The 14,595-nt window shown below is 46.2% G+C and carries 19 protein-coding genes and 4 tRNA genes; 20 read left to right on the top strand and 3 right to left on the bottom strand.

Features of this window, described 5'->3' with window-relative positions; all coding sequences use genetic code 11:
• Window positions 1-6 precede the first annotated feature (6 nt).
• The 13 genes from NYE37_RS05715 to NYE37_RS05775 all read left to right on the top strand — a co-directional run bounded on the left by NYE37_RS05715 (window position 7) and on the right by NYE37_RS05775 (window position 9,451).
• Complete coding sequence (locus tag NYE37_RS05715; protein ID WP_049720321.1) at window positions 7-372, top strand: hypothetical protein; 366 nt, start codon at window positions 7-9, stop codon at window positions 370-372.
• A 61-nt stretch (window positions 373-433) separates the two neighbouring features.
• On the top strand, window positions 434-634 hold the full coding sequence (locus NYE37_RS13990; protein ID WP_037995087.1) for a YqzE family protein: 201 nt from the start codon (window positions 434-436) through the stop codon (window positions 632-634).
• Window positions 624-788 carry a hypothetical protein gene (locus NYE37_RS05720; protein ID WP_156097725.1) on the top strand — a complete coding sequence of 55 codons (165 nt, stop codon included), beginning with the start codon at window positions 624-626 and terminating at the stop codon, window positions 786-788. Before NYE37_RS13990 ends, NYE37_RS05720 begins: the two co-directional genes overlap by 11 nt.
• A 99-nt stretch (window positions 789-887) precedes the next feature.
• Window positions 888-1,994 carry a flavodoxin-dependent (E)-4-hydroxy-3-methylbut-2-enyl-diphosphate synthase gene (ispG, locus tag NYE37_RS05725; RefSeq protein ID WP_037995084.1) on the top strand — a complete coding sequence of 369 codons (1,107 nt, stop codon included), beginning with the start codon at window positions 888-890 and terminating at the stop codon, window positions 1,992-1,994.
• Between the two features lie 136 nt (window positions 1,995-2,130).
• A complete protein-coding gene (locus NYE37_RS05730; RefSeq protein WP_037995082.1) occupies window positions 2,131-2,346 on the top strand; it encodes a DUF378 domain-containing protein in 216 nt (71 codons plus the stop codon).
• A gap of 113 nt (window positions 2,347-2,459) precedes the next feature.
• Window positions 2,460-3,179, top strand: a complete 720-nt coding sequence (locus tag NYE37_RS05735; protein ID WP_037995080.1) for a gamma-glutamyl-gamma-aminobutyrate hydrolase family protein — start codon at window positions 2,460-2,462, stop codon at window positions 3,177-3,179.
• A gap of 44 nt (window positions 3,180-3,223) precedes the next feature.
• Window positions 3,224-3,490, top strand: a complete 267-nt coding sequence (locus tag NYE37_RS05740) for a DUF1294 domain-containing protein (protein ID WP_049720320.1) — start codon at window positions 3,224-3,226, stop codon at window positions 3,488-3,490.
• 62 nt (window positions 3,491-3,552) lie between these two features.
• Window positions 3,553-4,524 (top strand): VanW family protein, encoded by a 972-nt coding sequence (locus NYE37_RS05745; RefSeq protein WP_236533727.1) that lies wholly within the window; start codon window positions 3,553-3,555, stop codon window positions 4,522-4,524.
• Between the two features lie 123 nt (window positions 4,525-4,647).
• Window positions 4,648-5,625 carry a 3D domain-containing protein gene (locus tag NYE37_RS05750; protein ID WP_049720318.1) on the top strand — a complete coding sequence of 326 codons (978 nt, stop codon included), beginning with the start codon at window positions 4,648-4,650 and terminating at the stop codon, window positions 5,623-5,625.
• 420 nt (window positions 5,626-6,045) lie between these two features.
• The gene (locus tag NYE37_RS05760; protein WP_165489698.1) at window positions 6,046-7,416 is read left to right on the top strand and encodes a hypothetical protein; all 1,371 of its coding nucleotides are present in this window, start codon (window positions 6,046-6,048) and stop codon (window positions 7,414-7,416) included.
• Between the two features lie 99 nt (window positions 7,417-7,515).
• Window positions 7,516-7,725, top strand: coding sequence for a hypothetical protein (locus tag NYE37_RS05765; protein ID WP_037995073.1), 210 nt, complete (start codon window positions 7,516-7,518; stop codon window positions 7,723-7,725).
• 206 nt (window positions 7,726-7,931) lie between these two features.
• Window positions 7,932-8,588, top strand: coding sequence for a hypothetical protein (locus tag NYE37_RS05770; RefSeq protein WP_049720316.1), 657 nt, complete (start codon window positions 7,932-7,934; stop codon window positions 8,586-8,588).
• Between the two features lie 23 nt (window positions 8,589-8,611).
• Window positions 8,612-9,451 carry a PHP domain-containing protein gene (locus NYE37_RS05775; RefSeq protein WP_049720315.1) on the top strand — a complete coding sequence of 280 codons (840 nt, stop codon included), beginning with the start codon at window positions 8,612-8,614 and terminating at the stop codon, window positions 9,449-9,451.
• On the opposite strand, the gene NYE37_RS05780 is transcribed toward NYE37_RS05775, so the two are convergent.
• Window positions 9,448-9,882, bottom strand: coding sequence for a GNAT family N-acetyltransferase (locus NYE37_RS05780; RefSeq protein ID WP_049720314.1), 435 nt, complete (start codon window positions 9,880-9,882; stop codon window positions 9,448-9,450). The two genes, NYE37_RS05775 and NYE37_RS05780, sit on opposite strands and share 4 nt — an antisense overlap.
• 16 nt (window positions 9,883-9,898) lie before the next feature.
• Complete coding sequence (locus tag NYE37_RS05785) at window positions 9,899-10,411, bottom strand: 2'-5' RNA ligase family protein (protein WP_037995065.1); 513 nt, start codon at window positions 10,409-10,411, stop codon at window positions 9,899-9,901.
• Window positions 10,412-10,669: 258 nt separating this feature from the next.
• Here NYE37_RS05785 and NYE37_RS05790 point away from each other — a divergent pair, with 258 nt between their 5' ends.
• The 7 genes from NYE37_RS05790 to NYE37_RS05820 all read left to right on the top strand — a co-directional run bounded on the left by NYE37_RS05790 (window position 10,670) and on the right by NYE37_RS05820 (window position 13,144).
• Entirely contained in the window at window positions 10,670-10,849 is a 180-nt protein-coding gene (locus NYE37_RS05790) for a hypothetical protein (RefSeq protein WP_037995063.1), read from the top strand.
• Between the two features lie 70 nt (window positions 10,850-10,919).
• A tRNA-Met gene (locus NYE37_RS05795) sits at window positions 10,920-10,996 on the top strand.
• 5 nt (window positions 10,997-11,001) lie between these two features.
• Window positions 11,002-11,078: transfer RNA gene (locus tag NYE37_RS05800), tRNA-Asp, on the top strand.
• Between the two features lie 8 nt (window positions 11,079-11,086).
• Window positions 11,087-11,162 (top strand) — tRNA-Ile (locus NYE37_RS05805).
• Between the two features lie 38 nt (window positions 11,163-11,200).
• Window positions 11,201-11,275 (top strand) — tRNA-Val (locus NYE37_RS05810).
• A gap of 229 nt (window positions 11,276-11,504) precedes the next feature.
• Window positions 11,505-12,053 carry a DUF4352 domain-containing protein gene (locus tag NYE37_RS05815; RefSeq protein ID WP_049720313.1) on the top strand — a complete coding sequence of 183 codons (549 nt, stop codon included), beginning with the start codon at window positions 11,505-11,507 and terminating at the stop codon, window positions 12,051-12,053.
• Window positions 12,054-12,421: 368 nt separating this feature from the next.
• Window positions 12,422-13,144, top strand: a complete 723-nt coding sequence (locus NYE37_RS05820; RefSeq protein WP_049720312.1) for a hypothetical protein — start codon at window positions 12,422-12,424, stop codon at window positions 13,142-13,144.
• Window positions 13,145-13,205: 61 nt separating this feature from the next.
• On the opposite strand, the gene NYE37_RS05825 is transcribed toward NYE37_RS05820, so the two are convergent.
• Entirely contained in the window at window positions 13,206-14,315 is a 1,110-nt protein-coding gene (locus NYE37_RS05825; protein ID WP_369813511.1) for a S8 family peptidase, read from the bottom strand.
• Between the last annotated feature and the right edge of the window lie 280 nt (window positions 14,316-14,595).

Here is a 14,595-nt window from a genome sequence, read left to right on the forward strand (position 1 = left end):
TGCGGCATGGCTCTGCCGGTCACCCTCATGGTCGTGACGTTTTTATTCACGCTGATCATGCTGTCGGTTTCGCAAATGGTTCAGGTGAGAAATATGCAAACGCTGTATCAGGAAAGAGTGAAAAGCCGGTATGTGGCTGAAAGCGGGATCGCCGTCGTCCAGCAACAATTGCGGTTGAACGGGCAAAACCGGGCAGACGCGCCGGATGAAACCATGATTCAGGTGGAGGACCGGTATGTCTTGGTAAAAGTGGAAGTCAAGCCGTCCCGTGTCCATGTACAAGCCACCACGTGGGGGGAACAGGGAGTGGTGCAAACCGTGGAGGCCTTTCTCCATCCGGATACCTATGCTGTTTCGCGGTGGATCCGGTAAACCGGTATTTCCTGGTTTAAAGTTTTTTGTGCCGGGCCATGCTAAAGGCTGAGGTGATTCAATGTCATTCAGGGATTGGTTTACCTATTTGTTGGAAAGATTCATCTGGTATCTTGAAACCCCCCGGACCGAACGGAAGAAATTGAAACAATCGCGAAAAGAACCTTGGAGTGTCCGCTGGTTTGGATTGATCCCTTTCTCGATGAAAATGACCATTGACAAACAACGAAGCAGATTGCGAGGGAAGCAAAGTGGAAAATAATTACCGGTTGATGAATTTGAAACAGGAGCCGAAGTTGTTGGAGCAAATTCAAAAATGGGAACGGGAACTTCATGAAAAGACCGGAAGCCATGTGGCCCTGATTGCTTACGAAGAAAAGCAAACGGAACAACTTCACAAAAAGGAGCGGGAGTGAAGCTCCTTTTCTTTTTGTTCTGTGTTATACTTTATAATTGAGTTTCGACCTTATTAATCGATTATAGATTTACCTATATTTAAAAGGAGCGAATCCTTGATGGTACATCGTACAAAAACCCGACCGGTAAAAGTGGGAAATATCCAAATCGGGGGAAACGACCAAGTTGTGATACAAAGCATGACCACAACCAAAACCCATGACGTCAAAGCAACCGTTGAGCAGATTCAGAAGCTGGAAGAAGCCGGATGCCAGATTGTACGCGTGGCTTGTCCCGATCAGCGTGCGGCAGAGGCCATTCCGTTGATTAAAAAAGAAGTGAATGTCCCCTTGGTTGCGGATATTCATTTTGATTATAAGTTGGCATTAAAAGCGATTGAAGGCGGGATTGACAAAATCCGTATCAATCCGGGAAACATCGGCCGCCGCGAAAAAGTGGAAGCGGTCGTCAAAGCCGCCAAGGAACGAGGGATTCCCATTCGGATTGGTGTGAATGCCGGATCTTTGGAAAAACGCATCTTGGAGAAATACGGCTACCCGACGGCAGAAGGCATGATTGAGAGCGCATTGTACCATATCGGCATTTTGGAAGAGTTGGATTTTCATGATATTATCGTTTCGTTAAAAGCCTCGGATGTCCGGTTGGCGATTGATGCATATAAATTGGCGGCCGAAACATTTGATTATCCTTTGCATTTGGGAATCACTGAATCGGGAACGTTGTTTTCCGGAACGGTGAAAAGTTCGGCCGGTTTGGGTGCACTCTTGGCGATGGGAATCGGAAACACTATTCGGATCAGCCTGAGTGCCGATCCGGTGGAGGAAGTGAAAGTGGCCCGCGAATTGCTGAAATCGTTCGGATTGGCAGCCAATGCCGCCACTTTGATTTCTTGTCCCACCTGCGGCCGGATCGAGATCGATTTGATCTCCATTGCCAACGAGATTGAAGAGTACATTGCAAATATCCAAGCGCCCATCAAAGTGTCTGTGTTGGGATGTGCCGTAAACGGTCCGGGTGAAGCTAAAGAAGCGGATATCGGAATTGCCGGGGCCCGTGGAGAAGGATTGCTGTTCCGTCACGGCAAGATTATCCGCAAAATTCCCGAAGAGAAAATGGTTGAAGAACTTAAAAAAGAAATCGACAAGCTCGCGGAAGAGTATTATAAAAAACAAGAAGCAGAGAAACAAAACGTTCTCAATGCTTAAAGAACAGCCATCCTTAAAAAAGGATGGCTTTTTCATTGGCACGGAAAACGGGTTTCCGGCATTTTTCCAATTCCATGTATAAATCCCGCTTTTTTTTGTGATACTATTGCTGATCCCAAGTTAAAGGAGGGACCTCATGAGAAAATTAGCTTTGATCTTGGTGATTATTGGCGCATTAAACTGGTTGTTGGTAGGACTTTTTCAATGGGATTTGGTATCGGCCATTTTCGGAGGCGAAGCTTTCAGGGAATCCTCCTTTCTCAGCCGCATCATTTATGCCCTGGTCGGGATTGCGGGGATTTATGCGATTCGCTTCCTCTTTGACGACCGTACAAAAGCCGAATCCCAATAACATGAGTGAAACTCCGGGCAAATCCGTCTGGAGTTTTTTCGGGGATAAAAAATTTGATTCTTTCGTAAAATCAGGAAATAAGTTAAGATCAAAAAAGAAAGGGGGAGGCAAAAATGAAACCGCTCATCGGACTGACGATGTCTTTGGAAAACGAGATCAAACAATATCTTTCCAAAGCTTACAGTGATGCGGTGTTTGAAGCCGGAGGGATCGCCCTGGTCATTCCCTATACCGTGGAAGATCACGTGATTCAACAACTGAGCTTAAAATTGGATGGATTGATTTTGACCGGGGGAGGGGATATCGATCCGACCTTGTTTGATGAAGAGCCGCATCCCGGATTGGGTGAAATCGTTCCGGACCGCGATGAGATGGAGATCGCGTTAATTGAACAGTTCATGGAGCAAAACAAGCCCATCCTGGGGATTTGTCGCGGTTGCCAGATCTTAAACATTGCGCTCGGAGGAGACATGTACCAGGACCTTGCCGCCCAAAAGCAAACCCTTTTGCAGCATGCACAGCGGGCGCCAAGGGATCATGCTTCCCACACCATTACCATTGTGGAAGATACCTTGCTCCAATCGATTTATCAAAAAGGGCTGGCCAAGGTGAACAGCTTTCACCATCAAGCGGTCCGCAATGTCGTGGAACCTTTTCGTGTTTCGGCCGTGTCTAAAGACGGGGTCATTGAAGCGTTCGAAAGCAAAGAACACCCTTTTATGATGGGAGTGCAATGGCATCCGGAGGACATGGTGAAAAGGGATGCCGATGCACACCGTCTCTTTTGTGCTTTTGTGGAGGCTTGCATCAGAAGAAAAAGGGGGGAAACCTGAATTCGACAACCTCCGGTTCCTGTGTTAATATGCGGAGTATGGTGATGATTTTATTGATTCTTGCTTGGATGATTTTAAACGGATTTGGTTTTTTGCTGATGGGATGGGATAAAGCCCAAGCCATGAAACGGAAATGGAGGGTCAGAGAAAGCGCCTTTTTTTTGCTGTCTTTTTTTGGAGGGGCCACCGGGGTTTGGATGGGGATGAAAGCTTTTCGCCATAAGACCCTGCACCGGTCTTTTCGCATCGGGGTTCCTGTGCTCTTTGCATGGAACTTGTTTTTTCTTTATGTTTTGTGGGAAATCATCTAGCCGTTTTTTCATACCCGCCTCCTTTTTGATGCAAACTATGGATCAAAAAGGGGGTTTCATTTATGAAGCGAACTAAACCGATTTTTCTCTTTATTCTTTTTTTGTCAAGCTTGTTTTTCTTTCCGGAAGCGGCATGGTCTTTTCAGGAAAAAAAGGATCCGGAAGTCCGGTTGATGGTGAGGTTTGGCGAAAACGAGTGGAGTTTGGATTTGCGTGAAATCGGTTTTGACGGGATCGACCCGACCACTTTGAATCAGGATGCGCTCATGAATCAAATCCGTGAGACTATCGAAAAAGAGGTGAATCGCAAGCCTCAACCGGCATACTACAAGGATCGCAAGGTGGTTCCTCATCAACTTGGAGTCAAGGTGGACCGCCAAAAAATCAAATTATGGTTTGACGAAATTCATGATTACATCAATCGCCCGGTTGATTTGCCCGTTCAGTGGTCCATGCCGGAACTTACCACGAAGGAACTATTGCAATTAAAAGAAAAAGTATTGGGCAGTTATACCACATTTTTTAATTACAGAAATGTAAACCGCTCGCATAATATCTATTTATCCGCCAAAGCCATCGACCATCATGTGCTGATGCCCGGGGAAACCTTTTCCTTTAACAAAGTTGTCGGAATTCGTTCCAGAGCGCGGGGATACCGGATGGCGAAGATCATCGTAAAAGGGGAATACAGCGAAGGGGTGGGCGGCGGCATTTGCCAAACTTCATCCACTCTGTTTAATGCCGTTGATATGGCGGGGCTTGAAATTGTTGAACGAAACAGCCACAGCCGCCGGGTGGCTTACGTGCCCAAAAACCGGGATGCCACCGTATCCTGGGGAGGGCCAGATTTCAAGTTTAAAAATACGCTTTCCAAACCGATTTTGATTGAAGCCGGCGTCAGGAAAGGAATGTTGACGATTCATATTTATGCTCCGAGCGATGCCCGTCATTTTCCGCGTGAAGTTCCCGAGCCTCCGAGTGAAAAAGAATCCATTCGGGAGGAAGTGAAAGAAAAAAAGGCGAATCTTGGATAAGCCGGCGACATATCTTTAATAAAAATGGGTGATTATTTGACAAAAGTTGGTGACTCGTAGATCATTCCGGGAACATTTGCTATAATCAAGTCATTGTTTCAGGCTCACCGAAGGAGGTATTGGATGAACAAGACCCTTCTCAGCAGCCTTGCGATGATTTTTCTCCTGCTGGCAGGATGTTCCGGGTCTTCCCAACAAGTGGAAGTCACGTTCAGTGACCAATCCAAAATGATCAAGCTTGAATCAAGTGATCATACTTTGGCAGAGGCGTTGGAGGGGGCTGGTTTGAATGTGGCGGAGTTGAAACGGAAATATTCGCCGAGCATTCAGTGGAACCAACCTCTTAAAGGACATAACCAAGTTCAATTGATCTGCAAATGTGAAGTCTCGCTTCAAGTCGGCGGAAAGGACATGGGAACGTTCGAGACTTCGAAGACGACCGTTGGTGATGTCTTGGAAGAAAAAAACATTCAAATTTCCGAGTGGGATGAAGTCAATCAGCCTCTGAATCAGAAAATCAAAGACGGCGTGAAAATCGTCGTGGATCGTTATGAACAGCGGATTCAGAAAAAAATAGAACTGGTGCCTTATAAAACCAAGGAAGTTGAAGATAAAGAATTGGCCAAAGGCGAAAAAGAAGTGGAGCAAGAAGGGAAAAAAGGGAAGAAAATCTACGAAGTCGCCATGATGTATAAAAACGGGGAGCCCATGGAGGAAAACGGGAAACAAGTGGTGAAGCAAAGATTGGTGGATACGGTTCAGCCTGTCGAAGAAATTGTAAAAATTGGCACGAATGAAGAATTGGCTGAAAAAGAAGACACCCAATTGGCGTCTGCCGGCACATTGACCGTTCAGGCCACTGGTTACACCCATACAGGCAGCAGAACCGCAACAGGTACATACCCGCGTCGTGGAACCATTGCCGTGGATCCGGATGTGATTCCTTTGGGAACAAAACTGTATGTTCCGGGTTACGGTTATGGAGTGGCGGAAGATACCGGAGGAGCAGTGCAAGGCCATATCATCGATTTGTTTTTTGAAACAAGAAGTGAAGCGATCCAATGGGGAAGAAGAACGGTAACGATCAAGATTTTAAAATAAAATAGAAAAAAGTGGACCTGCAATCAAAAGAATTGCAGGTTTTTTTTGTTGAATAGGGAATTATTTTTATAGCAGGGAGTTCTTCTTGGGTGAAGAGACATCGTTTCCTTCGCAATGATCTCCAAACGGCCCCGGCTACACCATCCTTCCATGAAGCATTCAAACCATCCGATCATGCCGTCACATTTTGGTTTAAATTTCCTCAGATAGAGGAATATTGTTAGTGAGAATAAAGTGATGTATGGGGGAAATGCAAGCAGATATTTGGTATATTTTGTGATATTTTCTTTGTTTTCGGTAGCTGATTGAGCTATACTTGAAAACAAGGAATCTTTCATCCGAGGTGTGACGATGGTAGGTCGGAATGAATCCTGCCCGTGCGGCAGTGGAAAAAAGTACAAAAAATGTTGTGAAAGGGTAGTGACTCTGTCTGTAGCTGAAAAAGCAAGAGAAGATCGGGAAAGTCAACTGAAGAATGATTTGCTGCATGAGTTTAATCAATGGTTCCATCGACACATGCCACCAGAAATGCAATTGGATTGGGTCGACCGTTTTAAGCAGTTGCTGAACATTCCGCCTGAAAAGCCGATTCCGCACGACATGTCCGCTTTCTTCCGATTTTGGCTGTTGTTTGATGCACCCAGCCTGAATCATAAACGTCCCGTAGAGATCTGGGCCTCCACACTTATGAAAAAAAATCCCTACCAAAAACGACTTGCAAAAAGCTTTTGCCAATCCCGCTTTACTTGTTACGAGTTGTTGGATTTTGATGAACAAAAAGCGGTCTATCGGATGCTGACGGGCGGCGGGGAGATGACGGTGAAGCATCCGGCAGGAGAATATCCGCCGGCACCTTTGATTTTCGGGCGGTTTGTCCGAATCGGCAATCATTATGAACTGATTGGCCCTTATACATCCTTCTTGCATGAGATGAGAGGGGAGATACTTTTGCAACTAGAGAAATACAACCACTTGGAAGAAGAAAATAAGTATACGACTTGGGAGAACGGTTGGAGAGTTTTTGGTTGGTCCATTCAACGTGCAGAAGAAATGGAAAATTCAAAATCTGTTCAAACAGGGCCAAAAGTTTCAGAAGAAAAAACCTCCGGATGGCCTGTCTTGGAGGAGAAAAATGAAACGTTGCCTTTGTATGTCATGCAGCAATTTGAACAATTTTTCATTCAATATGTTTCTTCTTTCCAAAAAGGGACGCAAGCTTTGTACAGCCAATCGATCGATAAATTGTACCAATACCTGTCCTCCCGGTTCGGAAACCGGTTTCGCTGGGAGCATTTGGATGAAGAGGCGTTTATTCATTTTCTCAGTAAATGGTATTTGGATCAGGGAAAATGCACACCTCAGGGTTCCCGCGTTTTCCTCAACACACTGAAGTATTTTTTCCGCTGGTTGGAAAGCGAAAAGATGGCTCACGTTTATCCGGTGTTCCGGAAAGTTTACATTTATTTGATCCGTACCTTGCCGGTTGCGGTTGAAGTGCGTAAATGGCTTTTGGATCATGGCATTTGTCAGGCTGAAAAGAATCCGGAAACGGTTGAAGAGAAACAGGAAATGTCGATGTTTACTTTTTCTTCTTCCGGACCGGTGGTCTATCTGGAAGGGAAATGGAAACCTGTCCATCTGTCGGCGGTTCCCTCGTTTACAACAGAACAGCGTTTTTGGATCCGGGGAAAGCTTGCAAAAAATGAAACGGGTTGTTATTTTACGCAGATCGACGGGGTCTATCCGGTGGTGGTTTTTGACAATCCGGCACAACTAATAAGTCAGAAATGATAAAAAGAAGCCATAGCAAGGAGTGGCTTCTTTTTTGTATGCAAAAGAACAAAAAAGAAAATAATAAGCATATCACTCAACCAAAAGGGGGATCTTCGAATGTTCCGCTTTCTCAACCAATTATTTGGACGGGAAAAAGATCAAAAACAACAACGCAACAATCAACAAGGGCAAAATAAAAAACAGGTCGAAGAACTGATGAATGAAGTGGGTCGTGAGTTGGGTGTGAATGAAAATACGCGTTCAACCAATCAGGACCCGAAGCAATTGGCGGAACGGATGAAAGAGGAGATCAAAAAACGGAAGTAAAAGGTGTTGAGTGAGGAGAGTACCCGGTCTGAAGCGGGTACTCTTTTTTTGTACTACAAAATTCAACGGGCCTGGATTCCTTTGTCCGGATGAAAATCCTGCCCGCAGGAGGGATTGAAATGCGTTGTTTGCCCCTGGACATGCCTCCATCGAGTTTGATTTCATGCCGGACTTCGTGTTTGATGTTACAGAGGGAGTGAATCCGGATGCATTCCAATTCCAACCATGAAATGATTCACTTTACGAATTGGCGGGAGCAATGGCAGCGGCAAAAAGAAAAAGAGTTTCAAACCATGCTTCAAGAAGTGGAGCAATGGGCCCGGCGGTTGATTTCCATCCGGGAAAAGATGCGGGCTCTTTATTGGTTTCAGCGATGTACCGGTTACCAACGCACCAAAGAATCAACAGCGGACATTCTCCCCGAACAAATATTTCAGCAGTGGTTTTTGTATGACTATTTTAATGTCAAACAGGAAAGGATGGTGGAATTCGTACTGAAAGAAGCCAAGCTTCATGATTATTGGGAATATGCTTCCAAGTTGATTGCGTCTTATTATTCGTTATATGAGATGCAACAAGAAGGCCAAACGGTGAAGCTTCGCTCTTTGCTGGAAGATGCGGCCGAATGCCGTGTTGAGTGGTCCGGGACGGATGGACCGGGGACAGGGTGCACATACTATGCCTTGTTGAGGCCGGTCAAGGTGGGAGTCAGGTTTTATCCATTAAAGCCGGTTGTTTTTTTGACGAAAGAGCAGGCACAAAAGATGCAGGCATGGTCTTTTGAAAAGCGGAAGAACCGGACGGTTCCGGTGCGGATCTGGATGAAAGGCGAAGGGATGGGGCTGTTTCGGTTTGTTTTTTGAATCAATGAATGGAGGGGTTTTGCATGGGGAAAGTGGATTTACATGTGCATACAACGGCTTCGGATGGCTTGTTTTCTCCCGCCGGTGTGGTGCAGCTGGCGGAGGAAGCCGGGTTGAAAGGGATCGCCATCACCGACCATGATACCGTCGAGGGAATCGAAGAAGCCCGGGCAGAAGGAAGAAAACGGGGAATTGAAGTGGTGCCCGGTGTGGAAATCAGTACAATGTGGCAGGGGAAAGAAATTCACATGCTGGGATACCATATTGATATGTATGACAACCGTCTCCTCAAAATATTAAAGAAACAGCAAGAAGCCCGGCATCAACGCAATTTGAAAATCATTGACCGTTTAAACGAATTGGGGATTCCGGTTACTTATGAGGAGGTCATCGCCAAAAAGAAAAGAAATGCCCGAAAAAATCCGGGGAGGCCGCATATTGCCGAAGTATTGATCGATAAAGGCGTCGTAAAAACGATGGACGAAGCGTTTGATCAGTATTTGGGGAAAGATGGGAAAGCTTATGCGGTGGTTGAGCGGATTTCTCCGTTTGAAGCGATTGAATGCATTCATCAAAGCGGAGGAGCAGCCGTCATTGCTCATCCCGGTCTTTATGAGCAAGACGACTTGATCCCGCTCTTGGTGGAGAAAGGATTGGATGGCATAGAGATGAACCATCCTGATCATCCGGCCGATCAAAAAAGACATTATGAGGAGTTGGCGGATCAACTGGGAGTGCTGAAAACAGCGGGCTCGGACTTTCACGGGGAGCGAAACGGTTCCATGTATCACGCGCCGCTGGGCACATGCACAACAGACATCTCCGTCATAAAGGACTTGAAAAAACATCGCCTTTATCTTTAGAAAATTTTTTCCATCCGCATGTGTAAGATCCCGGCATCTTCAAACGGGGTGCCAAAAGCGACATAACCCAACTTCTCGTAAAAGGGCAACGCGGAGACTTGCGCATACAGCAAGACTTTTTTGGCCCCTTTTTGCCGGGCGAAGGTTTCCAATGCCTCCATCAATTTCGTGCCGGCACCGGTTTTTCGGTACTCTTTTAAAACGGCCACTCTTTCCGCTTTGCCCGTATCATGGTCAATAAAACGGAGGCGGCAGGTTCCGACGGGAATGTCTTCCAGCCAGGCAAGGAAATGGACGGATTTTTCTTCCCATTCGTCCATTTCCAAGTCTTTTGGCACTTGTTGTTCCTCGATGAACACCTTGGTCCGGATCGAATAGACAAGCTCCATTTCTTTGGAGCCGGTCGCTTGTTTTACGGTGGTGTCTGCCATTGCATACCTTCCTTTCTCAGTCCTTGGCCAGCAGGAAAGATTGATGAATGCTCCAAGAACCGTTTTCCAATTGGTACATCAAATGAAAACGGTCAATTTTTGATTCCATTTGCACATTTTTCATTCGCAAGCTTCCGTAAACATCATGCAACTCATCTTCCGCCATTTTTTGCCCGATCGTGAGATGAGGGATGTATTTGTAGGGAGCTTCGACGCTTTCAAACACCTCGCTGATTTTATTGTGCAATTTGACCAAAGGCTCTCCATTTTCAATGGCATAATAGATGGTGTTGCTGGTGGGATGAAAGTGGCTGATTTTATGGAATTTAATTTGAAACGCTTTGACTTCTTTGGCGATTCTCTCCAGATCTTGAACCGCTTTCTCGAGTTTGTCGTCAGAAAGTTCGAATTTCTCTTTTAAAGTGATATGCGGGGGAATTAAGGAATAATGCGGATCATAGCGTTTTCGTAAAGCGTTTACTTTGTCTTGGACATGTTTCTGTGGAAAGGCAACAATGCCGTAGTACATCTGAATCCCTCCTCAAAATAGTGACTCCTATTATTATAACTTTTATTTAAGCAGAACGCATCTGTCTGCAAAGAATAAGACAGGCCGCAAAGATCCGGCCTGCCTGCTCAGAGGAGGGAATGTAGAGGTGTTGCAATGGTTGTTTTATTTTATGCGTTTCACATTGAACGGTTATGAAACCAGGCAAAAATATGCGTTTATCCAGGCATGAAAAGGAAGCGCCGCGGAAAAAATAGACATACAGGGAGGGTGTGAAAAATGACAAAGTGGATTTATTGGGCCAAATTGTTTGACAGTTCGTTTCAAGCGCGCTGCCTGGCAACACGCATGCAGGAAGATTGGTGGCTGTATGGTTACGACAGCCCGGAGGAAGTGGAAGTATTCCGCTCCAAAAAAGGGAAATACGGGGTGCGGTACATTTGGAGAAAAAAATTTTAAAAAACCCCTTGCATGTTCCAGAGAATTATTGTATATTAAAACATGTCGCTGATGACAAAGCGGAAAACGACGCGGGGTGGAGCAGTCAGGTAGCTCGTCGGGCTCATAACCCGAAGGTCGCAGGTTCAAATCCTGTCCCCGCAACCAAATGTGGAGCTGTGGTGTAGAGGCCTAACATGCCTGCCTGTCACGCAGGAGATCGCGGGTTCGAATCCCGTCAGCTCCGCCATCTTTAATGGGCCTATAGCTCAGTTGGTAGAGCAGTCGGCTCATAACCGATCGGTCACAGGTTCGAGTCCTGTTGGGCCCACCATATCACTTCCTTTTCTATTCACAAACTATTCAAAACTTGGGCAGTTAGCTCAGGGGGAGAGCGCTTCCTTGACACGGAAGAGGTCGTTGGTTCGATTCCAATACTGCCCACCAAATCGAACCCCTTCTTTTGCGAAGGGGTTTTTGCTTGGTAAACGGATACGCTGTGTCAGATCCGTTTCAAAATTGACGCCGGCCGGAGCCCGCTTCTTTTCATGGGGGGATTTCCATGAGGGGAGCGGGCTTTTTGTGTCTTCATCCAATCCCGGTTGTCCGGTCCGGACAAAAACTTTTGATTTCAATACGAATGAATTATCCGGAGACCAAGGTAAGGAGGGATTGGATGAAGCGATGGATCTTATGGGGGGCAACGCTTTTGTTCGCAGGGGGTGTGTTGACGGGTTGCTCCACGCAAGGACAAAAAGCGGAGCCGAAAGCGGAAAATCTCGCGGCGGTCAGTGAGGAAAAAACGGATGCCGAGGAGAAACAAGAACCGACCAAAGAGGAAAAAGTGTTTCAAACCGGTGAAACCGCGGCTGTTGACGGGCTGGAGATCACCGTCCAAAGCGCCGTTTTAAAAAACGGAAACAAATATATTCCGCCGGAGAAGGGAAAAGTGTTGGCGGTTCAATTTCAGTTGGCCAACCAGAAGGATGAACCGGTGAGTGTGGGGGTAGAAGCGTTTAATTTATATGATGAGGACGGGAACGCATTGCAAAGTTATTTTTCCTATGATGACGGGTTTATGAAGGCCGATTTGCAAAAAGGGGAGACGAAAAAAGGCGTCCTCTATTTTGATGTTCCCCAAAAAGAAAAATATGTGCTCCTTTATAAGCCTAATCTTACGGATGAAAAAGAAATCAAATTTGAAGTGGCATTGCAACACTCCTGATGACAGCTGATGATCCGGGCAGGGAGAAATGGAAGCACCGTTTGCCCGGTTTTTTTGATCCACTGTGAAAGCGGATTTATCAGCGCAAAGGAAAATGGTTTAATAGGAGTAAGTGGTTATACAGCCTGTCCGGATCAAAATGGAACGCCTGTTGTTTTGTTGCATGGGGGAGGCATCGATTCCGCCTGCCTGTCCTAGGGAGTACTGGCACCGTTGTCAAAAAATTTCAGGTGTATGCGCCGGATCTCCCCTTGGCGATCTTTGAAAAATGCAAGCATTGGCCGCAAAGAGAACAGCCGGACAAATTCGTGCGGACTGTTACATCGTTTCTCAATCAAAAGGAATAACATTTACAATCGGGTGATTCAATGAAGTATCATTATGAAATCGAAAAGAAAGATTATCGTGATTTTGCAAGCGGACGGGTGTTGTACAATGTCCCCGGTTCCGCGCCGTTTCCCGTCCGGTTGGCAAGCGAAATTTTTTACCGGGCGCAATCGTTTTTAAATGAAGAAAAAAACGGGTTCAAGCTCTATGATCCGTGTTGTGGTTCGGGTTATCTGTTGACCGTGTTGGGTTTTTTGCATGCTTCCAAGATCCGTGAAATCGCGGCTTCGGATGATGATGAAAAAATGGTGGCGTTTGCGCGGAAAAATCTGTCCTTGCTTTCTTTTGCAGGGCTTCGTCGCAGAGAAGAAGAAATCCGGAAATACGTTAAGGAGTATGGAAAACCTTCGCATATAGAAGCGTTGGACAGTGTGCAGGTGTTAAAAGCTTATTTGAAGAAGGAACCCATCCAAATCACTTGTTTTCAAAGGGACATCACGAAGCCGGATGAAAACCCGGTCCAACGGGTCCAGGTCATCATCACCGATCTTCCATACGGGAATCTGGTTTCCTGGCGTGGAAATGATGAAAATCCGGTCCAATCCCTGTTTGAAAATCTGCGGAAAGCGATGGACTTAAACAACTCCGTCGCCGTCATTATTACCGGTCAGAAGATAAAACCGGAGCATGAGGGATTCAACCGGGTTCATCATTTTAAAGTCGGCAAACGGCATGTTTCATTTTTTAAACCGGTATCCTCATGAATTTTTTCAGCCGCTGATCAAAAAAAGCTGTCTGTGAAATCACAGACAGCTTTCGACTTCATTATTGAGAGACAGATTTTGCGGCATTGACACGGCCGTGTGCCCAATATTGGCCGGTTCCGGAGATTTGGTCAGCCGTTCCTTCGATGGCTTGACGGATTTCACTCGCACTTTTGCCTTGGGAGGCGAGCAATGCTGCCTGACCGGCAACCAGCGGTGTGGCCATGGAAGTTCCGGAAGCCGTTTGGTATCCCCCGCCGGGAACCGTGGATAAAATGTTTACCCCCGGAGCGGCTACATCAACCCAGCTTCCATAGTTCGAGAAGGAAGCGATTTTATCGTTGGAGTCGGTTGCGGCAACTGCGATGGCTTTTTCATAATAAGCCGGATAGCTGGGAGCGCTGGTGGATTCGTTCCCGGCTGCCGCCACCACAACAGCTCCTTTGCTTGCGGCATAATTCACGGCATTTTCCAATGTTGAAGCGCCTTGGGGAGATCCCAAGCTCAAGCTGATCACGTCAGCACCTTGGTCAGCGGCATGGGTGATTCCTTGTGCAACGGAATCCAGGGTGCCGGATCCGTTCGCATCCAAAACACGTTCTGCCAGAATTTTCACTTTCGGAGCCATACCGGCAATCCCGACGCCGTTGTTGGTCAAAGCAGCCGCGATTCCGGCACAGTGCGTTCCGTGCATATTTTCATCCATGGGGTCGTCATCGTTGTCAACGAAGTCTTTTCCTTTGATCACTTTTCCTTGCAGGTCGGGATGGTTGTAGTCAACCCCGGTGTCCACGATGGCCACCGTCACATTGGAAGAACCTTGGGTCACATCCCAGGCTTCTTCAGCACCGACGAGTTGAGGAGCATATTGCTCGCTGTATCTGGGATCATTCGGAGTGAAAAAGGCATGCACTTCATGGTTGGGTTCCACATATTCCACATTGGGGTTGGATTGGTATTGTTTCAGTACGTCTTCCATGTTTTGACCTTCGTTTACTTTCACCACTTGATAACCCAGTTGTTTATTGGTGGAAGTGATGGAGGCTTTTGCTTTGGCATGCAAGGCGGAAACGTCAGAAGATGTTGCGTTTTGTTTGAATTTTACGATAATTTCCTGAGGCTGTTTTTGAACCGTCTCCGCGTTGGCGTTGGATACGGTCGGAATGGACATAAACGTTCCCAATGCAAAGATGGCCGCCAGAGACAATACACGTTTCAGCAATGGGCTCATCCTTTCTATACTAAAATATTTTCAGTTAGGATTCTATTTTCAATTTGTTACAAAAGTTTAACGAATTTTATTCATTATTGTAAAAATGAATTTATATTAAAAAATAATAAAAATAACCTTTCAGAAAATAGAGCGTTGCCGGAGTTCCCGTCGAAAAATGCGGAAGTGTTTTCTTGTCCGCTTGACCGAAAGACGGAAGGAAACTTTTTTTTCATCGTAT

Source organism: Thermoactinomyces sp. FSL K6-2592, from assembly GCF_038006465.1.
Classification (GTDB): Bacteria; Bacillota; Bacilli; order Thermoactinomycetales; family Thermoactinomycetaceae; genus Thermoactinomyces; species Thermoactinomyces vulgaris.